The organism is Bradyrhizobium sp. USDA 3256 (genome assembly GCF_054058275.1).
Genome location: NZ_JBSSAE010000002.1, coordinates 4,369,170 through 4,390,032, shown reverse-complemented (window position 1 = coordinate 4,390,032; position 20,863 = coordinate 4,369,170). Strand labels below are relative to the sequence as shown.

The following is a 20,863-nucleotide window of genomic DNA, read 5'->3' as shown; positions in this document are numbered from 1 at the left end:
AATTCTCAATGCGTGCACCGAAACGACGTGCGGGCTGATCCGCGCGATCCCGTGCTTGCGTTCGATGTAACGCATCGCTTACGGGTCGCGAGCGGACACGCTGGCTTTCCCGGCGACCGGTTTATTCCAGATCATTGCCCATGGAGATTGCGATGAAGATCACTGCCTCGCTCATGCTTGCCGCCGCGCTCGCGCTGTCGTCGGCACCGGCCAGCGCCACCGTCCTCGATCTCTCGACCATGACCTGCAAGCAGTTCGTCGACGGCGGCGACGACACCATCAAGATGGTGCTGGTCTGGATGGACGGCTGGTACAAGGGCGATTCCGACGAGGCGATCATCGACACCGACGTGTTCACCGAGAACGCCAAGAAGTTCGGCACCTATTGCGGAAAGAATCCGACGATCAGCATCGTCAACGCGGCGGAGGCCGTGCTCGGCAAGTAAATCTTGCAGCGTGATTAGCCTGAACCCTCATGGTAAGGAGCGCGGAACGCGCGTCTCGAACCATGAGGCCGGCCTGGTGGCCTCGTCCTTCGAGACGCTTGCTGCGCAAGCTCCTCAGGATGAGGAGATACACCGTCTATGATGAGAGAGGCCTATCCCGGCAGCATCGCGAAGGCGCTCGACACCATCGCCACCGGCTTGTTGTCGGTGGCGGAGGATAGCGTGACGCGGCCGAAGCTCATGGTACGGCCGAGCCGGACCACGCGGGCGTCGGCCAGCACGTCGGACGCCGTCACCGCGCGCATGAAATGCGTGGTCTGGTCGACCGTCGTCATCGGCCGATAGCCCTTGTTGGCGGCGAGATTGGCCAGCACCATCGCGGTGTCGGCGAACGCCATCAGCGCCTGGCCGCACACGATGCCGCCATTGCGGCACAGCCGCTCGGAGAACGGCATGCGCAGGATCGCGCCGGGCTGCCAGTCGGCATCGCCGCCTGCGGGGGCTGCGATATCGAACTGCTCGACCGACAGATTGAGGTCCTGCACCCACGGCGCAAAGACGTCGCCGAGCACCCGTCGCGCGTCCTCGATCCCGAATTCACTGGCCTGCTGCATGACGTCCTGCTTCCTCAGTTGATTGTTTTCGATCTATGTCTCAATTCGGCGCGACATGCACGCCCGGCCTCTTGCCGTCGTTCCATTTGCCGTCGATCGCCCGTTCGATCTGGGCGGCGAGCTGCAGCAACAGCCCGTCACTCGCTTGCTTTCCGATCGCCTGAATGCCGAGCGGCAGGCCGTGCTCGTTGGTCGCGAGCGGCAGCGAGATCGCGGGGATGCCGCACAGATTGGCGAGCGGCGTGAAGGCGAAGTTGCGCCAGAGATTGCCGAACCAGTCCAGCACCGACGGATTGTCGCTGATGGTGAGATATTCGGTGGTGCCGACCTTCGGTGTCGGCAGTGCCGTGATCGGCGTCAGGATGATGTCCCAATCCTCGAAGAAGGCGCCGAAGCCGCGCGCCGTGGTGTTGAAGACGGCCTGCATGCGGGCGCGATCGGCGAAGCTGAAGTCGCGGCCATGCTCCCAGATGCGGATGTTGATCGGCTCGATCAGCTCCGCCGGCGGCCGATCGAGGCCGCGCGCGGCGAGCATGTTGCCGATCACGACGGCGAAATTGCTGATGTAGCAGGTGGTCTGTGCCGCGAAGGCTTCCCGATAGTCGACCGCCGGCAGTGCGTAATCGACCTGATGGCCGAGGCCTTCGAGGAAACGTCCGACCCGCTCGAGCTCGGCTGCGATGTGCGGCGTCGCGCGATAGTCGCCCCATGTGTGCGACAGCGCGATTTTGAGCCGGCCGGGATCGCGCGCGATCATCGCGGCATAGGGCTCGGGCGAGGTCCAGAACGGCATGAACTCGCCGGGCGCGGGGCCACGGCAGGCATCGACGAAAACAGCGGTGTCGCGCACCGTGCGTGACTGGCAGCCCTGGATCGAGACCAGCCCGGTGAGATCGGACAGATGCGGCGCGAGCGAGAACACGCCGCGCGAGACTTTCAGGCCGATATTGCCGTTGACCCCGGCGGGAATGCGGATCGAGCCGCCGCCGTCGGTCGCATGCGCGATCGGCACGGCACCGGCGGCAACCATCGCCGCGCTGCCGGCCGACGAGCCGCAGGTGGTGTAGTCGGTGTTCCAGGGATTGCGCGTGACATAGACCGCGGGATTTTCCGCCGAGCTGCAGACCCCGAACTCCGGCGTCGTGGTGCGGCCGATCAAATTGAGGCCGGCCTTGCGCATCTTCGCGGTCAGGAAAGTGTCCGCCGCGGCGCGATTGCCGCGCATCATCAGCGAGCCCATCTCCTGCAGCCGTCCCTTCAGGGTCGGGCCGAGGTCCTTCATCAGGAAGGGCAGGCCGGCGAACGGGCCGTCGAGGTCGGCGCCGTCGCGCGTCGGATCGGCGATCACGTCGTCGAACAGCTCGACGACGCCGGAGAGCGCGGGATCGACCTTGGCGACGGCGCTGGCTGCCTGCGACGCCAGCTCACGGGGCGTCAGCTCGCCGTTCCGGACGCGCTCCGCGAGCGCCGTCCCGTCGTGCTGCGTCCACTCGTCCCAGCTCATCGCCAAAGTCATTTGATCGATTCCTTTTCTGCTTTGTTGCGCACTGTAATTTGCGCGGCCGCCCGGTCAAACCAGTGCGCGCCGGCAGCCCGTCCGACGCGCAGTTGCGCTCCGACGCGCACTTGCGCTGCGCTCCGACGCGCACTTGCGCTGCGCTGCAAGCGCCGTGCCCGGCTTGAAAATGCCCCAGTTTCGGCGCCCAGTCGGCTCCTCACGAGGTGGGGGCGTACATGTTCCGCAGGTTGGTGTTGCTGGGCGGCGTGGTTGCGATCGGGCTTGCGCTCAGCGGTTGCACGCGCTGCGGTCCGATCTGGGACGACTGGATGCAGTCGCCGAAATCCTGCAAGTCAGACCATCTCTAGAGCATGGTCCGGAAAAGTGGAAACCGGTTTTCCGAAAAGATCATGCTCAAACAAAGAGATGAGATCATGATGCGATTCCGTGGAAACGCATCATGATCCAGGGCCGGGGCAGGCGCGCTTGGCGGCGGCTTTCTTGGGGTGATATACCGCCGACGAAAATGCAGGGAGTATTCTCATGAGAGTTTTGTGCGCAGTCGCGGTTGCGGTGCTGCTGTCGGCACCGGCCTATGCGCAGATGATGCCGAACGTCAACCTGATGCCTGAGGTCAAGAGCAAGACCCAGGAGGAGAAGGAACAGGACGCGGTCAGGGACAAGGCCTACAAGGACTCGCTCAGCAAGATTCCCGATTCCAAGGGATCGTCCGATCCCTGGGGCGTCGTGCGCAGCGATCCGCCGAAGGCGGCCGCCCATCCCGCCAAGCCGAAGACCAAGACCGGAAGCTCGGCGCAGCCCGGAAGCGCCGCGCCGCGCAGCCAGTAACGCCCATTCGGGACGACGCCGTCCATCTCCCGCAGACTCGGATTCTTCCGCCGCCGCCCCTATATTGGGGTGTCGTCAGTTGGTCCGGAGTTGCGGCATGGTGTCTCGTCCGCGCGATCTCGCCAGCCGGATGGCCGAGCGGCGAAAGCCGGACGACGGCTATCTGCGCGAGACCTTCAGCCTGCCACGCGATCAGGCCCGCGTGAGGGCGCGTGACTTTCTCAAACGCTACCCGAAGGCGGCCTATATGAGCGCCGTCGAGAGTTGGCGCGAGCTTCCCGGCGGCGACATCGAGTTCACGATGCGGCGGCTGGCCAGCGCGGATTGAAGCGTTTTCGAGCGAAGCGCGCAGGCCAGCCCGTCAGGGCACCGGAGCGTGCACGATAGACTGTGCCTCAGTCCCCATTGCTGCCGCGGGTCCGTTCCCGCCCCAGATTGTTCAGCTCGCGATCGATCCGCAGCTGCACGCGGCGGATCGCCAGCAGATCGAGCTTTGCTTCGGTCTTGCCCGTGAAGACGCGATCGCCGATCTGGAAGCGCCATTTCCAGACGCCGGCCATCAGCTGAGTGACGCTGAACTCGATGCCCCTGTGGATCATCGGTAAGGTTCCGCGAATGAAGGGCGGTCGTCGACATTTAAACCATTAGTTGTAGTAATGATCGGCGCCCGTAAAAAGATCGTATGAAAGGCCGCGTCCGTTCGAACTGTCGTTGTGGATTCCGGAAAGGATTCGTCCGCCGGCAGCGTCGCCACGGAACGGTCGCCAGCCGTGTTGCCTGCGCAGCGCCGCGCATCCGCGCTGGTTGAGCAGGCCAATGTTACGAACACTGGCGGAACCCGAGTCTTCCATCGAAGGCTACGGAGTTTTTCCAGGGCTCAGGAGGGGTACGAAGGTAGTATGCAGATTGTGCCAGCCGCTATCGGACGCCGTCGCGCCTGTCAGGTTAACTTGTTGATTATCAGGGGAACTTCGGGCGCGAGGTGCATCGCCCGGCCCGGAACTTTGTTCTTGGCCGGAGAACTACGGAATTTTAAACGGCCCCGACAGGGGGCCGCCAACCCGTCCCGGAGGCGGGTTTTCCTCCAGCAGTCGGGGGGCTACCTGTCTGGCTGGGGGCCCCCAAATAAGGGCACTGCCGGGTCAATTGTTCCAGTAAACATTCCGCGAGAACAGATCGCGACCCGCAGGAAGTTATGGGGCCAGAACATCTGAGAGCCTTCTCGGTAGTCCTACCGAGAACACCGGCTAACCCTTGGTTGCGTCGGGGTTAATGGCAAACTAGGCCACTCCAAAAATTAAAGCGGGCCACTGTGGATGGAAACAGGCCGGCGCCGGTCTGCTGGTGCTGTCCTAGTTAGGACACTCGTCACGGGGAATTAGGACAACCCGGAAAACACCGGACAGACGCGGCTATCGAAATTTGCAATTCCTGCTGGCATTTCCAAAATGAAACAATTCGGAGAATTGTTTTGCCAGCTTGGGCCGAAGAAGAAGAACAGCTCCTGCTACGGATGATGCGCGAAACCGAGCTAACCCAGCGCGAGATTGCGCAGAAGCTAGGCCGCACCGAGGCGGCCGTGAGTGCGCGGCTAACGATAATCAGGAAGCGCCCAGCAGCGGGAACTAAGACCCGTTAAGCATCCGGGAAAGAGTGGCAACTGATTTACTTTTGATTCACCCAAGTTGGTTGACTAACTCCGGCGTTGATTTGATGATCCAAACCCTGGGCAGGGCTGTTTCATTAAGATCGATTTTCAGAGCCCAGAGGGGCCGTCTATTATCGAAGAGCGGCGGTTCGGCGTGAGAATGGAAATATAGAACGGCCCCAGCATTGCCCTCCAAGGGTGCTGGGGCCGTTTCTTTTAGGAACAAGGCGCGGGGGCGGGCTGTCCTAGTTAGGACACTGGCAGAGGGGAATTAGGACACCTGATGCCGGCGCACTTCTCCGGCCGCCATGTTGAGAATTGGGATGTGATCGGCGGCGAGCTGTCGCTGAATGAGGCTAACGGCCCATCCCTCCGGGATAGCGTCGAGCACTCGGTCAACAGCTTCTTCGCGCGAAGTCGCAGCGAGCCAGATTTGGACCTCACCGTCATCGGTCGTCACGCGGACTAGATGAACCTCGGTCGCCTGTTGCATGAGCAATAAAAGCGGCATCGAGGGAATTGTTTCAAAAATCTTCGCTTAAGTTAAGCCTGGAACCGCAATTAGGGCGCCATCGCTGACATGCCTACTTTAATGCGGACACTAAGGCTGGAGCGCAAGCTCTCTGTATGTTCAGGCTCAGTCACCACGACGGCGTCGAGTACAGCTTCATGGCGTTGGCGGCAATATCGCTCGTAGCGCTCATCGTAGGCGTCGGCGCTCTGTTGATCGGATGAGCCTGTCTACTCATGGATGATCCAACCGCCTTGGCCTCAGCGTGTACCCCCTCGCTGGGGCCGTTTCTTTTGGGCAAAGAAAAAAGCCCGGCTCGCGCCGGGCTTCGTTGTTCAGGCTGACTTGTGAGATAGCGCCGCTTCTCGGCTGCCGCGATGTCGAGAGCCCTTCAGCACCTCATTCACGCGGCCGGGATTCACGTCATACGTTGCCGCGATTCGATGTTGAAATTCGCTGTTCCAATGACGAATCCAGATCTCCACAGCGTCATCGAATGTCAGCTTGCTGCCCTTGGCGTTGCCAGCACGTTGACCGACACGGCGCGCCGTGTGATTGAGCGCTCGGCTGAGCAGGCTGGATCTTACGAGGCTGGACGAGATCGACGCGTTCTACCCGGCTTCGTCCCAACCGAAGCCACGCCCGCCGACGTGAGCAACGATTCAAGCGGTGGTGGATGGCGGTGGCGGCGGAGGAAGCGGCGGAGAGGATGACAACTTGATCCTCTGTTGCTTGCGCTCTTGAAAAAGATTCCAGACCCTGAGAAGGGCTGGCCCGCTGCGCAACGGGTGCGTTGGTTCAAGATATTCGCAATGAACGTCTCCCAATCTATGATGGAGACGACGAGCCCGTCGAAATGAAGATTGAAGGACAGGGCCGCCAACTGAGGCGGCCTTACTTCCTCTTGAACAGATCGGCCAAGTCCGTCTCGAATATCAGTTGGGTGCGCTCAAAGAGATCGAGAAGGTCGACTGAGTCTGGCAATCCGCTGCGGGCCACGATTTCCCGCTGGCGCTCGACGATGCGCCGGCCACCATCAACGTGGCGCTGTGCCTGAGCTATCTTTTCATCCAGCGTCATTGCCGGTTCCTGGCTGGAACCAGAGTGCGCTCAGAAACCAGAATATGCCAGTTACAAAATGCGGCCCAGCGGAAGGCGGGATCTACTGTTCATCGTCAGGCAGAGGAACGGGTTCGCGGGTCTGCCGCCGCCCTAAGAATGTATCCGGCGGCGGATGGGTTTCGAGGACTTGGATTGATTCATCGATGACCCGGCGGGACTCATCGATGGCTCTTTTATCGATGAAGTCATTCGGCCGATGAATGAAAGATCCGCGCACCACTGATCGCCTCCACGATCAACCTTGTTGAACTCCTCAATAACCCCTTGATACGCGTTTCGTTCTCGCACCGAGAAGCGAGGGCATAAGCTTTGATGTGCCTCAAAGCCTTGGGTCAAACGGAGAACGCCGCCGGCCCACGCTCGGTAGTCCTACCGAGAACATCGGCTAAGCCATGGTTTCCGTTCGCTTAATCCGAACTAGGACACTCTGGAATTCAAGTTCGGACACGGGAGCTTAAATACGGGCAGCCCCCGGTCTGCCGGTACTGGCCGAAATAGGCCACTGTTTATTCCAAAGTAGGCCAATGCCGCCGAGTGCTTTTTCCCTCTAAGTGGTTAAAGTGTCGCGAATCGCGCTTCGCGTGCATGGAACCTGGGCGGATGCCAGTGATTGATGAGTATCATCACCCCTACTATTACGTACTAAAAAATCATTCTCGGGGTCTTGTAGTTAAGTCTCTGAATAATAAGATAAAAGCATATGGGATGAGGGAGAATTGGAGTTCCTTGACCCTCTGCTCCATCGATAGCGAAGCGGTCAACTACGCTCGCACCGAATGGCCAAAACACTATGGGGCAAACACCCATAATGGGTTCCCTGTGAGCTGGGAGCGGCTCTTCTATAAGTTCGCTCACAGACCGGCGTATTTCGACCTTGCTATATGGCAAGTCATTGACAATATTAGAGTTTTGCAGGGGTTGGCTATAGGGCAGCCGTCCAACGGCAAAACTCACTTAGTCGTTAACTGGGTTGAAAGGTCGTTCGCTCCAACGTACTTCAAGGGAGGCATTTTGCTGCCCATATTGGCGTGCGCGGAAGAGTATGCGAAACTGCTCGGGTGCGAGCGCGTTCTCGTAAAGGATGCCGTTGACCCTAGGAAGTATGAACGATACGGCTACACGGACTATAAACTAGCAAAGGCAACGGCCAGTTATCTGGCTAAGGAGTTATGACCATGGCAAATCTTGAGCAAGGGGCGCTGTCAGTCGAGACGACTGACTTGATGACCAAGGCTATCCAAGATGCCATGCTCCGCATCAAGGAAGTCAACCTCGGACAAAATCTCGTTGACCAAATCTCCAAGGAAGATTGGGTGAAATGGGACGCGTCGGAAGAAATGGCGCTTGTCGCTGACTCCAACGGATTAGAAGACGACTGCGATCTGGATGACGGCCTCAAGGCCGCATAGCAACCAGTCACACCGATGTTTAAAAACCCGCCGTCGCCCGGCGGGTTTTTTATACCGTGCAGGTACCGTAAGCGGAAAAGAGACCCCGTCTGGCGCAAGGGGTGAGCAATCGGCTATCGGCTGCTGAGTTTGTGAGCCGATGTGAGCTTCTATGTCTGCGCCTAGTTCTGGAACTAGAACCTTCCATATGATCGAAGCGGTCGCCGACCGTCTTGAGGGAGCGCCGCGGCAGCTTCGTCGACGCTGGTCGGACGAGTTCAAGGCGCAAATTGTGACAGAGGCGCTGGAGCCTGGCGCGAGCGTATCGGCGATCGCTCGTCGGATCGGCATTCACCCGTCGCAGCTGTTCGCGTGGCGCCGTGACGCTCGGGCGGAACGACATTATCGCGAGCGGCACTCGAGTTGCGGGGGTGAGATGGCGTCTGTGTCAGGCGCGGTGATCGAAATTGCCATTGGCGAGGTGATCGTGCGCGCCGGCGTGGACGTCGACGAGGCGCAGCTACAGCGGGTGATCCGGGCGGTACGTTCGGCATGATCCCCTCCGGCGTGAAGGTGTTCCTGGCCAGCCATCCCGTCGACTTCCGCAAGGGTATCGATGGGCTTGTTGCGCTGGTGCGCGATGCGGGCTCAGATCCGTTCGACGGTGCGCTTTATGTGTTCCGGGCCAAAAGAGCCGACAGAATCAAGATCGTATGGTGGGATGGCTCCGGCGTGTGCCTCTATTTAAAACGTCTCGAGAAGGCGAGGTTCTGCTGGCCGCGGATCGGACATCATCGGGTACAGATGAACCCCGCGCAGTTGATGGCACTGGTGGATGGGATGGACTGGAAGCGGGTCCGGACCGTGGCGGTCAAGCGGCCGGAGATTGTTGGGTAAAAGCACTGCGGCGAAGTGAATCAGCGGCCTGAAAGGGCAAGAGAAACGGAGCAAAATGTGCTCTGGTCGGGTCAATGACGCCGCCTGATCTTAGTCTCCCGAATGACGTAGAGACGCTGAAGGCCATGGTTCTTGCCATGGCCGAGAAAGCGGCCCGCGCCGATGCTCTGGAGAGCGAGGTCGCCGATCTCAAGGCCCGCAGCGCCGATGCCGATGCGCGCATCGAGCGGCTGACGCAGATCCTGAAGGCCTTCGACCGCGCCCGGTTCGGCCGACGATCGGAAAAGCTCGGCTCGGCGAACGGCGACGATGAACAGCAGGCCTTCGTCTTCGAGGAGATCGAGACCGGCATCGCTGCGATCAAGGCCCAGGTCGGCAAGGGCCGTGCGCAGGCGGATGGCACGCGTGCACCGCGTCGGCGCAAGGGCTTTGCGCCCCATCTGGAACGGATCGAAACTGTCATTGAGCCGCACGAGCTGGCTGAGCATGCAGGCAAGCAGAAGGTGCTGATCGGCGAGGACGTGTCGGAGCGCCTGGATGTGGTGCCGGCGAAGTTCCGTGTGATCGTCACGCGCCGTCCCAAGTATGCCTTCAAGAACGCGGACGGCGTCATCCAGGCGCCGGCCCCGGCCCATATCATTGAAGGAGGCATTCCGACGGAAGCGCTTCTGGCCCAGATCGCCGTCGCCAAATATGCCGATGGCCTGCCGCTCTACCGGCAGGAGGCTATCTACGCCCGCGATCATGTCGAGTTGGACCGCCAGCTGATGGCACAATGGATGGGCAAGCTCGGCTTCGAGCTCGAGATCATGGCCGACTACATCTTCAGCGAGGTCAAGAAGGCCGAACGGGTCTTTGCCGACGAAACCACTTTGCCGACGCTCGCTCCGGGCTCCGGATCGACAAAGACGGCCTACTTATGGGCCTATGCCCGAGATGACCGAACCTTTGGCCGCAACGGTCCGCCGATGGTGGCTTATCGCTTCGAAGACAGCCGCGCCAGCGAATGCGCGGTCCGACACCTCAATGGTTATCGCGGCATCCTGCAGGTGGATGGCTATGCCGCCTATAACAAGCTCGCGCGATCCGATCGCGGCAATGATGGCATCACCTTGGCTGGCTGCTGGTCACACTGCAGGCGCAAGTTCTACGAGCTGCATGTTGCTGGGAGCTCAGAAGTGGCAACGGCGACGGTCGAGCGGATGGCGAAGCTCTGGCAGGTCGAGAAAACCGTGCGCGGTCAAAGCCCCGACGCTCGCGTTGCCGCGCGCCAGCAAGCCTCCGCGGCGATCGTCACAGATCTCTTCGATCTCTGGCAGCAGACCTTGCGGCGGATCTCCGGCAAATCAAAATTGGCCGAGGCGATCCGTTATGCCGTCTCGCGCCGTGCCATCTTCGAACGCTTCCTGACCGATGGCCGCATCGAGCTCGACTCCAACATCGTCGAACGCGCCATCCGGCCACAAACAATCACGAGAAAGAATAGCCTCTTCGCGGGCAGCGACGGCGGCGGACGAACCTGGGCAACCATCGCAACGCTGCTGCAGACGGCGAAAATGAACAACGTCGATCCGTTCGCCTGGCTTGCCCTAACACTTCAGCGTATCGCCAACGGCTGGCCGAGCAGCGAAATCGACGCGCTTATGCCATGGAACCACGCCGCCTAACGGCCTCAGCTTGCCGCTTACCAGGTACCTGCACCCCTGCACTAATTGCGGCCTCCCTGAATTACCGTGAACTTCCGACGCCGATCCGGAGGCGTCTCCGTGGGCAGCGCAGGGGCCACAGAGAGCGCGGCGTCCACAAGCTGCGCAACGCTCCAAGCCTTATCCGCCACGCCCAGCGCCTTCGCTGGCGTCGTTCGCAGGGCTTCGTGGGTGCGGCAGAGATTGTAGTGGCAGACGGTACTGGCCGAAATAGGCCACTCGCAGATGCGAAATAGGCCACTGCGGATATTCGGGGAAAAGCTGTTTTTTCGAGTCCACCGACGATGGCGACTCACATAAGCAGAGGGGCTGAGGCGGTGACACGCCTCAGCCCCTAAATCCCGCGTCGGACAGCCCCGGCGGAAGTTCGTTTAGCAGTTGTTTAATGTTCAGATTCGGTTTGTAGCGTCAAGGCGGGCTGTCGGCGCATACCCGGAGAATTCAGAAAATGCCGCTCCAGCCTTTGCTGCTGCGTCTTGAGTTCAAATTCGATCTGGAAAGTAAAGACAGCCAACGCGCTATCGGTGCTGTCATCAAGAACATTCGAGCATGGGCGCGTCCCGCGATGCACTGCCGTCGCAGTTGCGCAATCGTGGTCGTAACCTCGGAAACCTCAACCGAGTTCTTGACGCGGTTGCGACCGGTTCTGGAAGAGATGAGCGCGATTGAGAACTACTGGTGCCACGTTGCCCCGGATAGAGTCGTTGCGAAGCACGGTGGGCTTGACCCTCTTGTCACTCGCGTCGTCGAGGCTTGGGAAGAAGCTAGGAAGCGGCGCAAGTCGTACTACGTGCGCTAGCCTCAACCTCTCAAGCGTCTCATCCATCGGTCCGTAAAGGACCGCGAGGGCAGCGCAATCCGTGAGGTGCGCGTCGAACTTCGCGGTCCGGGGCAGTTTCCGGAGCAGCCGTACCGTGAATAGGGCCAAATCGCTCATACACACAGTATGAATCGACTTGGCCCTCTTGACAATACAACCATTCCGAGTCCACAGGGCGAATCAAGGTTGTGGATAAAACTAGGTTTTACCGCCCTCAATTACCGTGAACTTCCGACGCCGATCCGGAGGCGTCTCAGTCGGCAGCGCAGGGGCCACAGAGAGCGCGGCGTCCACAAGCTGCGCAACGCTCCAAGCCTTATCCGCCACGCCCAGCGCCTTCGCTGGCGTCGTTCGCAGGGCTTCGTGGGTGCGGCATAGGTTGTAGTGGCAGACATATAGCGCCACGGCCGCAACGTGGTTGTCCAGCTTTTTGCTAAAGCCGTTCGTCAATCGGGTGAACCGGCGCGATGCCATGCGCAGGGTCAAGTTCTGCCGCTCAACGTAGCTGGTTGAGACGTATTGATCCGGGTCGCCGGATACTACCTCGCGGTCTACTGCTACTACGGCGGCCGGCGAGTAGCGGCCCTGCGCTTCCTTTACGAGGTGCGTTACCGAGTAGGTCTTTACGATCACGCCATGCGACGCGCTGTCGCCGAAGGCGTCGCGGATCGCCATGCGGTAGGGGTGGAAGCCATCGGTGCTGATCTCGGGCTGGCCGATCACGCGGGCTCGCAGATCATGCAGGAAGTCCATCGTGCTTTCGGTGTTACGCTTGCCGACACCCCAGCTAATGATCGCCTTCTGGGTCCCGGCCATGCCGATGAACACGTACTGGTCACCCTTGGCGTTGATCTCATGACGCTGGACGTTCTTCTGCTTTTTGCCGACGAAGCTCCACAGCTCGTCAAGCTCCAAGCGTTCGGTGCGGATGCCGACCATGATCCGGTCGTGCAATTCCATGCAGCCCATGCCGACGCGCAGGGCCAGGTTCGCGACGGTGCCACGGTTGACGCCGGTCAGGCGCGAAGCGGTGCGGATGCCGACGCCTTCGCAAAGCGCGGCAATGACTTCAATCTGTTTTTCGCGGGGAAGTACGTTCATGAGGGCACAATCCTCTAAAGTGCTAGGGGATTGGCCCGTCGCGAAGCTGGCAAAACGCTCTGCAAAGCGTATATTGCCCAGATGGTCATTCGCTTCGGGGCACAATCCCGGGGTGTATGATCGGGGCCGCTGAGGCTGCAACCAAGGCGGTCCCACTTCTCGGTGGAGGTAGTCGGAATTGAACCGACCGGGTGAACTTCGTAAGGGCTCTCCGGCAACCTGCTACCCCCGACCTTTTGAAAGGCCCATCTAATCGATTGATTGGATGGGCTTTTTTTGAGGTCGAGGGATATATATCAAATTTCATATATCCGCACAAGCGGATTTCACTCGCAATATACGAAAAATCATATATCATGCCTGTTGTCTGGGATTTTCGTTGTTATGTGAACGCTGCAGGCTCAAATGAAATACGCGCTTGGTTCAACAGCCAGCCAAGGGCAGTCCAAGGCAAATTCATTTCGCGCCTACAAACCTTGCGCCAACTCGATCCTGAACTCTGGATACCGAAACCCTTTCGCTGGCTTCGACATGAGTGTGCGGGGCTTGGGGAAATTCGATTCGAGGTAGGGAATGTTCAGCATCGCCCGCTGGGATTCCGTACCGACTTTTGCTTCACGATGGTTTTCTGCGCCATCGAAAAGGGCGGAAAGTTCGTACCGAGTAATGCCTGTGCTGTTGGATTAGCACGTAAGAGTGAGGTTCAGTCCGATGCCAAACGAAGTTGTCCCCATGACTTCATCTTGGACTAAGGAATTCATCGATCAGCTTTCTGATCGAGAGTTTCGCCACGCCTACATGGCTGATCAAGTTCGCACGCATATCGCTCTGGCCATCCGGATTCTGCGCGAACAAGAGGGGCGGGAGTGGTCTCAGACAGAGTTAGGAAAGCGCTGCGACAAACCGCAGAGCTGGATTTCCAAACTTGAAGATCCTGAGTATGGCAAAGTCTCCCTTCAAACCCTGCTAGAAATTGCGGAGGCGTTTGATCTTCCGTTGCTCGTCCAGTTTCCTGAATGGAGCGATTGGCTGCGCCGCATGAAAAATCAATCACGGGAAAATTTTGAGAAGAGAAGCTTTGACGCCGATCTCCTAAATAAGTTTGCCGCAACGAAGGCCGAACAATCTTTGCCGGGCACAGCTAGAACGTATTCGTACTCGAAATATGCTATAACAGCCTCCGGCAATGCCGGAGATAAGCTGGTTAGGGTGGTTGGCTGATGGAGTTTGAAGCTAACGCCAGCCCGCAGGGGTTCTGCATTTTTTGCGACGACATCAGACACGAGGTAAATAACAAACAGACTTATGTTGGGGCCTACATCGGCAGCGAACTAAATATACTGGGGCCTCTGCCGGCTGTGCTTTATAAGTTCTGCATTCATGTCGGTTATCGCCAACGCATAACCGATCCAGATGGGCCGGTCGTATTCGAAGTTCATATGCCGGGCGACGATGATGACAAACCGTCTGCGCGAGCAGAGGCCTTTCCTAGCGAAGTCCTTTCGAAGCTACCAGCGCCCGCTCCGGATAATGATGACCCTATGCTTGGTATCGCCTTGGCTTTTGAATTTAGCCCACTAGAAATCAAGCGCGAGGGACGGCTGCGAGTGTCTGCCGTTAGAGAGGGGAAAAGATATGGACTTGGATCGCTTCAAGTGATTTCAAGGCCACCTCAAGAAGAGGCCGCCAACTGAGGCGGCCTTACATTTTCCTTGAAATTTAAACGGCCCCAATCGGGGGCCGCCAACCCGTCCGGGACGGGTTTTCCTCCAGCAGTCCGGAGCTACCTGGGCTGACTTTGGAGGCTAGAGACTGACGCGCTGCAAAGCACGTTTGTTCCAAGCAAAGAACACATCGCGACCCACCCGAAGTTATGGGGCCAGAACATCTGCTGGACCACTAGGTAGTCCTACCGAGAACAGCGGACGGGCCTTGGTTGAAAATGGGTTAACCCCAAACTAGGCCACTGCAATTTTCAAAACAGGCCACTAGGGATGGAAACAGGCCAGCGCCGGTCTGCCCGAAAGAACATATTGCGAACCTAGAACAAATGTGGTACGAGGTTCCAATCAACAACGCATTCCGCCTGATCTCATCGCCCGTTTTTCCCGCTAGCGAATCCCCGCCATAAGGAGCACATCCCAAATGTCCGCCACCGCACTGCGTATCGTCGAAGGATCCTCCATGGACAAGTCCAAGGCCCTCTCAGCCGCGCTCTCCCAGATCGAGCGCCAGTTCGGCAAGGGCTCGGTGATGAAGCTCGGCAAGAACGACCGTTCGATGGATGTCGAGACGGTGTCGTCGGGGTCGCTCGGGCTCGATATCGCGCTCGGCGTCGGCGGCCTGCCGAAGGGGCGCATCGTCGAGATCTACGGGCCGGAATCGTCGGGCAAGACCACGCTGGCGCTGCACACGGTGGCGGAAGGCCAGAAGAAGGGCGGCATCTGCGCCTTCATCGACGCTGAACATGCGCTCGATCCGGTCTATGCGCGCAAGCTCGGCGTCAACATCGACGAGCTCTTGATCTCGCAGCCGGACACCGGCGAGCAGGCGCTCGAGATCGCCGACACGCTGGTGCGCTCTGGCGCGGTCGACGTGCTGGTGATCGATTCGGTCGCGGCGCTGGTGCCGAAGGCCGAGCTCGAGGGCGAGATGGGCGATGCGCTGCCGGGTCTGCAGGCCCGCCTGATGAGCCAGGCGCTGCGCAAGCTCACCGCCTCGATCAACAAGTCGAACACGATGGTGATCTTCATCAACCAGATCCGCATGAAGATCGGCGTGATGTACGGTTCGCCGGAGACCACCACCGGCGGCAACGCGCTGAAATTCTACGCTTCGGTCCGCCTCGACATCCGCCGCATCGGCGCGATCAAGGAGCGCGACGAGGTGGTCGGCAACACCACCCGCGTCAAGGTGGTGAAGAACAAGCTGGCGCCGCCCTTCAAGCAGGTCGAGTTCGACATCATGTATGGCGAGGGCGTGTCCAAGATGGGCGAGATCCTCGACCTCGGCGTCAAGGCCGGCATCGTCGAGAAGTCCGGCGCCTGGTTCTCCTATGACAGCCAGCGGCTCGGCCAGGGCCGCGAGAATTCCAAGGCATTCCTGAAGTCGAATCCCGACATCACCGCCAAGATCGAAGCCGCGATCCGGCAGAACTCCGGCCTGATCTCCGAGCAGATCCTCGCCGGCACGCCCGAGCGCGACGCCGAGGGCGAGGAGCCGACGGAAGAGTAAGGCTCAATTATTTCGCTGCAAGCGGGCGCTGAGGACGTTGAGTTGCCGACGTCTTCGGCGCCCGTTTGGTTTTGTGTGTGTTTCGTGAAGCAGTTGATCCTCAGCTTGCGGTGCTGATGCCACCGTGCGTAGCTGGAGAGCGTCGTGACGAGTCTGATCCTGGCGACAAGCGATCTCGCGAGCTATCGCCTGAGGCAGGCGGGAAGGGCGGATATCGTCGTCGGCTTGAGGCCGCGCTTCGTTTGGAGGAAAATGCCCTCGTCGGCTGACCTCACGACCCTGCTGGAACCGCGTTCTGCAAAGCATGTCGATTTCGACACGCACTGGCTCGACTTCGACAGTTCAAGATGGACCGGCTCGATTGGTCGGGACGTCGGACTTGTCGAGCTGTGTGAGCGTTGCGACAGGGTCGAGCTATGGGCCGATCCTCAGCCGAATGACCAGCTGGTGCTGGCCTGGTTGCTCGTGCTCCGCCCGCACCGCCACATCGTAGCGAAGCTCAAGCTGGTCCAGACCGATGTCGAGATCGGCAGGTACCGAAGTGAGAGCTCGGCGAAATGGCGATTGCCTGCACTTGCGGTGACGGATGATCGGCTGGAATTGGCCAGTCGCGCCTGGAATGCCTATCGCGCTCCGACGCCCGAGCCCTGTTTCGACCTTCTCATGCAGGATCTGTCGGCCATCCCGCAGCTCCGCGCGGCGCTGATTGCGTTGCTCGAGGAGCTGCCCGGGCGAGACACCGGCCTCGGCGCGTCCGAACCGCGGATGCTGGATCTCGTCGCCGACGGCAAGACAAGCCCACAGGTCCTTTCGAGCGAGCTGAACAGGGAGCGCGGCGTGTTCGATTTTCAGGAAGCGGAGCTGATCCTGGACCGGCTCGCCGATTGTCCATCACCGGTCCTGACCGGATTCCCCGCCGAGATCGAGGGGGCCGACGATTTGAAGGCCCGACGAGAACGACTCCTGTACAGTCGGTTGTCGCTCACCGATTTCGGCCAGGAAGTGTCGGATCGCGAGCTCGACTTCAGCCAGTACAACACGATCCATCGCTGGTGGGGCGGCACCAAATTGACCAATGAGCGGCTGTGGCGCTGGGATACCGAGAGCCCCAGCTTGGTCGCTCCGCAGGTTTGATCGACACCGCGCCGCCGGCAGGGCCGCGTTACGCCAGCGCCTTTTCGCGGCTCGCGATCAGTGCCCGCAAATCCTCGGTCACGGCGACCGACTGGTGCGTCTTCTGGTCGGTCGCGACCCAGATGATCTCGCCGGTGGCGCGCAGGTCATCGGAGCCCTTGGCGAAGATCGCGAGCGCAAGATTGATCGAGGAGCGACCGATCCGCGCGACCCGGACGCAGACCTCGATGTCCTCGTCGAACCGGATCGGCGCCTTGTACTCGACGACCGATTTCACGGTGTGGAAGTCGATCCCGGTCCGCGCCACCTCGCCGAGATAATCGTAGCCCAGCGCGCGGAAATATTCGGTGATGGCGGTGTCGAAATAGGTGAGGTAGTGCGCGTTGAACACCACGGCCTGCGCGTCGACCTCCGAATAGCGGACGCGAAACGGGAAATGGAACCAGAATTCCTCGCGCATGTTTCCTCCTGCCGCGGGCGGGCCAGTCCGTCATTCCGGGGCGCGACGAAGTCGCGAACCCGGAATCCAGAGGTCGTGGATCGAGATTCCGGGTTCTCGCTTCGCGAGCCCCGGAATGACACCGAGTGAATCAGGCGTCAGAGACGCAACGCCACATAGCTGCAGTAGCTCCTTACTCCGCCGCCTGCGCGTAATCCTCGACCGGCGGGCACGAGCACACCAGATTGCGGTCGCCATAGACGTTGTCGACGCGGCCGACCGGGCTCCAGTATTTGTCGGAACGCGACACGCCGGCCGGGAAGCAGCCCTCGGCGCGGGTATAGGCCCTGTTCCAGGCATCGTCGGCGATGTCGTGGACGGTATGCGGCGCGTGGCGCAGCGGCGAGGCCTCGACCTTCCAGCGGCCCTTCTCGATCTCCGCGATTTCGTCGCGGATCGCGATCATGGCGTCGCAGAAGCGGTCGATCTCGAACTTCGATTCCGATTCCGTCGGCTCGATCATCAGCGTGCCCGCCACCGGGAAGCTCATGGTCGGCGCGTGGAAGCCGTAGTCGATCAGGCGTTTGGCGATGTCGTCGACGGTGACGCCGCTGGTCGTCTTCAGCGGCCGCGGATCGACGATGCACTCATGCGCGACGCGGCCGCGCTCGTTGCGGTACAGCACCGGGAAGTGCGGCTGCAGCCGTGCGGCGATGTAGTTGGCATTGAGAATCGCGATCTCGGTCGCCCGCGTCAGACCTTCGCCCCCCATCATCAGGATGTAGATGTAGGAGATGGTCAGGATCGACGCCGAGCCGAACGGCGCGGCCGATACCGGGCCGATCGCGTGCGCCGTCGCGCCGACGGTCGCGGGATGGCCCGGCAGATAGGGCGCAAGATGCGCCTTCACGCCGATCGGGCCCATGCCCGGGCCGCCGCCGCCATGCGGAATGCAGAAGGTCTTGTGCAGGTTGAGATGGCTGACATCGGCGCCGTAGTCGCCGGGCCGCGACAGCCCGACCTGCGCGTTCATGTTGGCGCCGTCGAGATAGACCTGGCCGCCATGGGCATGCACGATGTCGCAGATCTCGCGGATATGTTCCTCGAACACGCCGTGGGTCGACGGATAGGTGATCATGACGGCGGCCAGGTTGGCGGAGTGCTTCTCGGCCTTGGCGCGGAGATCATTGACGTCGACGTCGCCGCGCGCATCGCACGCCACCACCACGACCTCCATGCCGACCATCGCCGCCGAGGCCGGATTGGTGCCGTGCGCGGAGGAGGGGATCAGGCACACCTTGCGGTGCGGCTCGCCGCGCGCCAGGTGATAACCCCGGATCGCCAGCAGTCCGGCATATTCGCCCTGCGCGCCGGAGTTCGGCTGCAGCGAGACCGCATCATAGCCGGTGATGTCGCACAGCCATTGCTCCAGCCGCTTGAACAGCGCGTGATAGCCCTTGGCCTGATCCGCGGGCGCGAACGGATGCAGGTTGCCGAACGCCGGCCAGGTCAGCGGGATCATTTCGGTGGTGGCGTTGAGCTTCATCGTGCAGGAGCCGAGCGGGATCATCGCGCGGTCGAGCGCGAGGTCACGATCACTGAGCTTGCGCATGTAGCGCAGCAGCTCGGTCTCGGAACGGTGCGTGTTGAACACCGGATGGGTGAGGAAGGCGCTGGTGCGCCGCAGCTCCTTCGGCAGCGCCTCGTGCGCGCCGGCCTCGATCTCGGCATAGCTGAGCTTGCCGCCGAACACGCGCCACACCGCCTCGACCGTCTCCGGCGTCGTGGTCTCGTCGAGCGCGATGCCGAGCGTGGTCGCGCCGACGCGCAGATTGATCCGCTCCGCCAGCGCGCGGGTGACGAGCTCGATCTGCTTGCTGCCTGCCTCGACCGTCACGGTATCGAAGAACGCTTCGCTGGTCGGCGCAAAGCCGAGCTTGCGCAGGCCGGCGGCAAGCACGGTGGCGCGGCGATGCACGCTGCGTGCGATATGGGTCAGGCCCTCCGGACCGTGATAGACCGCATACATCGAGGCGATCACGGCGAGCAGCACCTGCGCGGTGCAGATGTTCGAGGTCGCCTTCTCGCGGCGGATGTGCTGCTCGCGGGTCTGCAGGGCGAGGCGATAGGCCGGTGCCCCACGCGAATCCACCGAGAGGCCGACGATGCGGCCGGGCAGCGAGCGCTTCAGCGTGTCGCGCACCGCCATGTAGGCGGCGTGCGGTCCGCCGTACCCCATCGGCACGCCGAACCGCTGCGCCGAACCGATCGCGATGTCGGCGCCGAGCTCGCCCGGCGACGCGAGCAGCGTCAGCGACAGCAGGTCGGCGGCAACGATCGCCAGCGCGCCCTTGGCGCGCAGCGAGGCGATAGCAGGCTTAAGGTCGCGTACCGCGCCCGATGTGCCCGGATATTGCAGCAGCGCGCCGAGTACATCGGCGTTGTCGAGCTCGGTCAGGGGATCGCCGACCACCAGCGCCCAGCCCAGCGGCGCGGCGCGCGTGCGCATCACCGCCAGCGTCTGCGGATGCACCTCCTTGTCGACGAAGAACACCTTCGCCTTGACCTGCGAGTGGCGCTCGGCGAGCGCCATCGCTTCCGCCGCCGCGGTCGCCTCGTCGAGCAGCGAGGCGTTGGCGACGTCGAGCCCGGTGAGATCGCAGATCATGGTCTGGAAGTTGAACAGCGCCTCGAGCCGGCCCTGGCTGATCTCCGGCTGGTACGGCGTATAGGCGGTGTACCAGGCCGGGTTCTCCAGAATGTTGCGCTGGATCACCGCGGGCAGGATGGTCCCCGAATAGCCCTGGCCGATCAGCGAGGTGAACACCTGGTTCTGCGCGGCGAGCTCGCTCATATGCGCGAGCGCCTCGGTCTCGCTCAGCGCCCGGCCGAGATCGAGCGGCGCCTTCTGCCGGATCGACGCCGGCAGCGTCTCGTTCATCAGCGCCTGCAGGCTCGCGGCGCCGACCGTCTCCAGCATCGCGTTGACGTCGCGCGGCGACGGTCCGATGTGGCGGCGGACGAAATCGGTGGCGGCTTCGTTGATCGGCTTGAAGGGCGCGTTCATGACGTGATCCTCGGGGTGATCCTTTAGGCGGTGTGCGCGGCGTAGGCGGCCTCGTCCATCAGGCCGCCGAGCTCGCCCTTGTCGGCAATCTTCAGCTTGAAGAACCAGGCCTTGCCGCCGGCGTCCGAATTGACCAGCGCGGGCTCGGCGGCGAGCGCGTCGTTGACCTCGACCACCTCGCCGGTGATCGGCGCGTAGACGTCGGAAGCGGCCTTGACGGATTCCACCACAGCGGCGGCCTCGGCCTTCTTCAGGCTGCGGCCGACCTTGGGCAGTTCGACGAACACCACGTCGCCGAGCTGCGACTGCGCATAGTCGGTGATCCCGATCGTGGCGACGTCGCCCTCGATGCGGAGCCATTCGTGGTCGGACGTGTACAGCGTCGTCAT

23 protein-coding genes are annotated in these 20,863 nt (G+C 61.2%); 15 read left to right on the top strand and 8 right to left on the bottom strand.

Annotated features, from left to right (window positions below; all coding sequences use genetic code 11):
- Window positions 1-152 precede the first annotated feature (152 nt).
- Complete coding sequence (locus ACVWY5_RS22595) at window positions 153-446, top strand: HdeA/HdeB family chaperone (RefSeq protein ID WP_028337115.1); 294 nt, start codon at window positions 153-155, stop codon at window positions 444-446.
- Between the two features lie 152 nt (window positions 447-598).
- Here ACVWY5_RS22595 and ACVWY5_RS22590 read toward each other — a convergent pair whose 3' ends face one another.
- Both ACVWY5_RS22590 and ACVWY5_RS22585 read right to left on the bottom strand, forming a co-directional pair.
- A complete protein-coding gene (locus tag ACVWY5_RS22590) occupies window positions 599-1,060 on the bottom strand; it encodes a PaaI family thioesterase (RefSeq protein ID WP_028337114.1) in 462 nt (153 codons plus the stop codon).
- Window positions 1,061-1,100: 40 nt separating this feature from the next.
- Window positions 1,101-2,576 (bottom strand): amidase, encoded by a 1,476-nt coding sequence (locus tag ACVWY5_RS22585; RefSeq protein WP_028337113.1) that lies wholly within the window; start codon window positions 2,574-2,576, stop codon window positions 1,101-1,103.
- A 218-nt stretch (window positions 2,577-2,794) separates the two neighbouring features.
- On the opposite strand from ACVWY5_RS22585, the gene ACVWY5_RS22580 reads away from it, so the two are divergent.
- From ACVWY5_RS22580 to ACVWY5_RS22570, 3 genes are all read left to right on the top strand, one after another.
- Complete coding sequence (locus ACVWY5_RS22580; protein ID WP_050387707.1) at window positions 2,795-2,926, top strand: hypothetical protein; 132 nt, start codon at window positions 2,795-2,797, stop codon at window positions 2,924-2,926.
- A gap of 175 nt (window positions 2,927-3,101) precedes the next feature.
- A complete protein-coding gene (locus ACVWY5_RS22575) occupies window positions 3,102-3,407 on the top strand; it encodes a hypothetical protein (RefSeq protein ID WP_028337112.1) in 306 nt (101 codons plus the stop codon).
- 97 nt (window positions 3,408-3,504) lie between these two features.
- Complete coding sequence (locus tag ACVWY5_RS22570) at window positions 3,505-3,735, top strand: hypothetical protein (RefSeq protein ID WP_016848527.1); 231 nt, start codon at window positions 3,505-3,507, stop codon at window positions 3,733-3,735.
- 67 nt (window positions 3,736-3,802) lie between these two features.
- Here ACVWY5_RS22570 and ACVWY5_RS22565 read toward each other — a convergent pair whose 3' ends face one another.
- On the bottom strand, window positions 3,803-4,006 hold the full coding sequence (locus tag ACVWY5_RS22565) for a hypothetical protein (RefSeq protein WP_028337111.1): 204 nt from the start codon (window positions 4,004-4,006) through the stop codon (window positions 3,803-3,805).
- A 1,332-nt stretch (window positions 4,007-5,338) separates the two neighbouring features.
- Between ACVWY5_RS22565 and ACVWY5_RS22560 the strand changes: the two genes are divergently transcribed.
- Complete coding sequence (locus ACVWY5_RS22560) at window positions 5,339-5,524, top strand: hypothetical protein (protein WP_157343216.1); 186 nt, start codon at window positions 5,339-5,341, stop codon at window positions 5,522-5,524.
- Window positions 5,525-6,460: 936 nt separating this feature from the next.
- On the opposite strand, the gene ACVWY5_RS22555 is transcribed toward ACVWY5_RS22560, so the two are convergent.
- Window positions 6,461-6,646, bottom strand: a complete 186-nt coding sequence (locus tag ACVWY5_RS22555) for a hypothetical protein (RefSeq protein WP_028337109.1) — start codon at window positions 6,644-6,646, stop codon at window positions 6,461-6,463.
- 642 nt (window positions 6,647-7,288) lie between these two features.
- On the opposite strand from ACVWY5_RS22555, the gene ACVWY5_RS22550 reads away from it, so the two are divergent.
- From ACVWY5_RS22550 to ACVWY5_RS22525, 6 genes are all read left to right on the top strand, one after another.
- Complete coding sequence (locus ACVWY5_RS22550) at window positions 7,289-7,861, top strand: hypothetical protein (protein ID WP_321177068.1); 573 nt, start codon at window positions 7,289-7,291, stop codon at window positions 7,859-7,861.
- Window positions 7,862-7,863: 2 nt separating this feature from the next.
- Entirely contained in the window at window positions 7,864-8,097 is a 234-nt protein-coding gene (locus tag ACVWY5_RS22545) for a hypothetical protein (protein WP_321177067.1), read from the top strand.
- Window positions 8,098-8,284: 187 nt separating this feature from the next.
- Window positions 8,285-8,632, top strand: coding sequence for a transposase (locus ACVWY5_RS22540; protein ID WP_028352414.1), 348 nt, complete (start codon window positions 8,285-8,287; stop codon window positions 8,630-8,632).
- Entirely contained in the window at window positions 8,629-8,973 is a 345-nt protein-coding gene (gene tnpB / locus ACVWY5_RS22535) for an IS66 family insertion sequence element accessory protein TnpB (RefSeq protein ID WP_028338262.1), read from the top strand. Before ACVWY5_RS22540 ends, tnpB begins: the two co-directional genes overlap by 4 nt.
- A gap of 74 nt (window positions 8,974-9,047) precedes the next feature.
- A complete protein-coding gene (gene tnpC, locus ACVWY5_RS22530) occupies window positions 9,048-10,640 on the top strand; it encodes an IS66 family transposase (RefSeq protein ID WP_456671629.1) in 1,593 nt (530 codons plus the stop codon).
- A 487-nt stretch (window positions 10,641-11,127) separates the two neighbouring features.
- Window positions 11,128-11,478 (top strand): hypothetical protein, encoded by a 351-nt coding sequence (locus tag ACVWY5_RS22525; RefSeq protein ID WP_028337776.1) that lies wholly within the window; start codon window positions 11,128-11,130, stop codon window positions 11,476-11,478.
- Window positions 11,479-11,697: 219 nt separating this feature from the next.
- Here ACVWY5_RS22525 and ACVWY5_RS22520 read toward each other — a convergent pair whose 3' ends face one another.
- The gene (locus ACVWY5_RS22520; protein WP_321177158.1) at window positions 11,698-12,600 is read right to left on the bottom strand and encodes a transposase; all 903 of its coding nucleotides are present in this window, start codon (window positions 12,598-12,600) and stop codon (window positions 11,698-11,700) included.
- 732 nt (window positions 12,601-13,332) lie between these two features.
- Between ACVWY5_RS22520 and ACVWY5_RS22515 the strand changes: the two genes are divergently transcribed.
- From ACVWY5_RS22515 to ACVWY5_RS22500, 4 genes are all read left to right on the top strand, one after another.
- Complete coding sequence (locus ACVWY5_RS22515; RefSeq protein WP_456671696.1) at window positions 13,333-13,821, top strand: helix-turn-helix domain-containing protein; 489 nt, start codon at window positions 13,333-13,335, stop codon at window positions 13,819-13,821.
- Window positions 13,821-14,294 carry a hypothetical protein gene (locus ACVWY5_RS22510; RefSeq protein WP_321177157.1) on the top strand — a complete coding sequence of 158 codons (474 nt, stop codon included), beginning with the start codon at window positions 13,821-13,823 and terminating at the stop codon, window positions 14,292-14,294. The genes ACVWY5_RS22515 and ACVWY5_RS22510 overlap by 1 nt, the downstream gene beginning before the upstream one ends.
- Window positions 14,295-14,745: 451 nt before the next feature.
- A complete protein-coding gene (gene recA / locus ACVWY5_RS22505; RefSeq protein ID WP_028337774.1) occupies window positions 14,746-15,834 on the top strand; it encodes a recombinase RecA in 1,089 nt (362 codons plus the stop codon).
- Window positions 15,835-15,978: 144 nt separating this feature from the next.
- On the top strand, window positions 15,979-16,968 hold the full coding sequence (locus tag ACVWY5_RS22500) for a hypothetical protein (protein WP_028337773.1): 990 nt from the start codon (window positions 15,979-15,981) through the stop codon (window positions 16,966-16,968).
- A 28-nt stretch (window positions 16,969-16,996) separates the two neighbouring features.
- On the opposite strand, the gene ACVWY5_RS22495 is transcribed toward ACVWY5_RS22500, so the two are convergent.
- The 3 genes from ACVWY5_RS22495 to gcvH all read right to left on the bottom strand — a co-directional run bounded on the left by ACVWY5_RS22495 (window position 16,997) and on the right by gcvH (window position 20,863).
- Window positions 16,997-17,428 carry an acyl-CoA thioesterase gene (locus ACVWY5_RS22495; RefSeq protein ID WP_028337772.1) on the bottom strand — a complete coding sequence of 144 codons (432 nt, stop codon included), beginning with the start codon at window positions 17,426-17,428 and terminating at the stop codon, window positions 16,997-16,999.
- Between the two features lie 172 nt (window positions 17,429-17,600).
- On the bottom strand, window positions 17,601-20,474 hold the full coding sequence (gene gcvP / locus ACVWY5_RS22490; RefSeq protein ID WP_028337771.1) for an aminomethyl-transferring glycine dehydrogenase: 2,874 nt from the start codon (window positions 20,472-20,474) through the stop codon (window positions 17,601-17,603).
- A gap of 23 nt (window positions 20,475-20,497) precedes the next feature.
- Window positions 20,498-20,863, bottom strand: coding sequence for a glycine cleavage system protein GcvH (gene gcvH / locus ACVWY5_RS22485; RefSeq protein ID WP_028337770.1), 366 nt, complete (start codon window positions 20,861-20,863; stop codon window positions 20,498-20,500).

Excerpts from the sequence above, each read along its gene's own strand:
- ACVWY5_RS22595 (WP_028337115.1), top strand. The coding sequence starts at position 153 with ATGAAGATCACTGCCTCGCTCATGCTTGCCGCCGCGCTCGCGCTGTCG.
- ACVWY5_RS22590 (WP_028337114.1), bottom strand. The coding sequence starts at position 1,060 with ATGCAGCAGGCCAGTGAATTCGGGATCGAGGACGCGCGACGGGTGCTC.
- ACVWY5_RS22585 (WP_028337113.1), bottom strand. The coding sequence starts at position 2,576 with ATGACTTTGGCGATGAGCTGGGACGAGTGGACGCAGCACGACGGGACG.
- ACVWY5_RS22580 (WP_050387707.1), top strand. The coding sequence starts at position 2,795 with ATGTTCCGCAGGTTGGTGTTGCTGGGCGGCGTGGTTGCGATCGGGCTT.
- ACVWY5_RS22575 (WP_028337112.1), top strand. The coding sequence starts at position 3,102 with ATGAGAGTTTTGTGCGCAGTCGCGGTTGCGGTGCTGCTGTCGGCACCG.
- ACVWY5_RS22570 (WP_016848527.1), top strand. The coding sequence starts at position 3,505 with ATGGTGTCTCGTCCGCGCGATCTCGCCAGCCGGATGGCCGAGCGGCGA.
- ACVWY5_RS22565 (WP_028337111.1), bottom strand. The coding sequence starts at position 4,006 with ATGATCCACAGGGGCATCGAGTTCAGCGTCACTCAGCTGATGGCCGGC.
- ACVWY5_RS22560 (WP_157343216.1), top strand. The coding sequence starts at position 5,339 with ATGCCGGCGCACTTCTCCGGCCGCCATGTTGAGAATTGGGATGTGATC.
- ACVWY5_RS22555 (WP_028337109.1), bottom strand. The coding sequence starts at position 6,646 with ATGACGCTGGATGAAAAGATAGCTCAGGCACAGCGCCACGTTGATGGT.
- ACVWY5_RS22550 (WP_321177068.1), top strand. The coding sequence starts at position 7,289 with ATGCCAGTGATTGATGAGTATCATCACCCCTACTATTACGTACTAAAA.
- ACVWY5_RS22545 (WP_321177067.1), top strand. The coding sequence starts at position 7,864 with ATGGCAAATCTTGAGCAAGGGGCGCTGTCAGTCGAGACGACTGACTTG.
- ACVWY5_RS22540 (WP_028352414.1), top strand. The coding sequence starts at position 8,285 with ATGATCGAAGCGGTCGCCGACCGTCTTGAGGGAGCGCCGCGGCAGCTT.
- tnpB (WP_028338262.1), top strand. The coding sequence starts at position 8,629 with ATGATCCCCTCCGGCGTGAAGGTGTTCCTGGCCAGCCATCCCGTCGAC.
- tnpC (WP_456671629.1), top strand. The coding sequence starts at position 9,048 with ATGACGCCGCCTGATCTTAGTCTCCCGAATGACGTAGAGACGCTGAAG.
- ACVWY5_RS22525 (WP_028337776.1), top strand. The coding sequence starts at position 11,128 with ATGCCGCTCCAGCCTTTGCTGCTGCGTCTTGAGTTCAAATTCGATCTG.
- ACVWY5_RS22520 (WP_321177158.1), bottom strand. The coding sequence starts at position 12,600 with ATGAACGTACTTCCCCGCGAAAAACAGATTGAAGTCATTGCCGCGCTT.
- ACVWY5_RS22515 (WP_456671696.1), top strand. The coding sequence starts at position 13,333 with ATGACTTCATCTTGGACTAAGGAATTCATCGATCAGCTTTCTGATCGA.
- ACVWY5_RS22510 (WP_321177157.1), top strand. The coding sequence starts at position 13,821 with ATGGAGTTTGAAGCTAACGCCAGCCCGCAGGGGTTCTGCATTTTTTGC.
- recA (WP_028337774.1), top strand. The coding sequence starts at position 14,746 with ATGTCCGCCACCGCACTGCGTATCGTCGAAGGATCCTCCATGGACAAG.
- ACVWY5_RS22495 (WP_028337772.1), bottom strand. The coding sequence starts at position 17,428 with ATGCGCGAGGAATTCTGGTTCCATTTCCCGTTTCGCGTCCGCTATTCG.
- gcvP (WP_028337771.1), bottom strand. The coding sequence starts at position 20,474 with ATGAACGCGCCCTTCAAGCCGATCAACGAAGCCGCCACCGATTTCGTC.
- gcvH (WP_028337770.1), bottom strand. The coding sequence starts at position 20,863 with ATGACGACGCTGTACACGTCCGACCACGAATGGCTCCGCATCGAGGGC.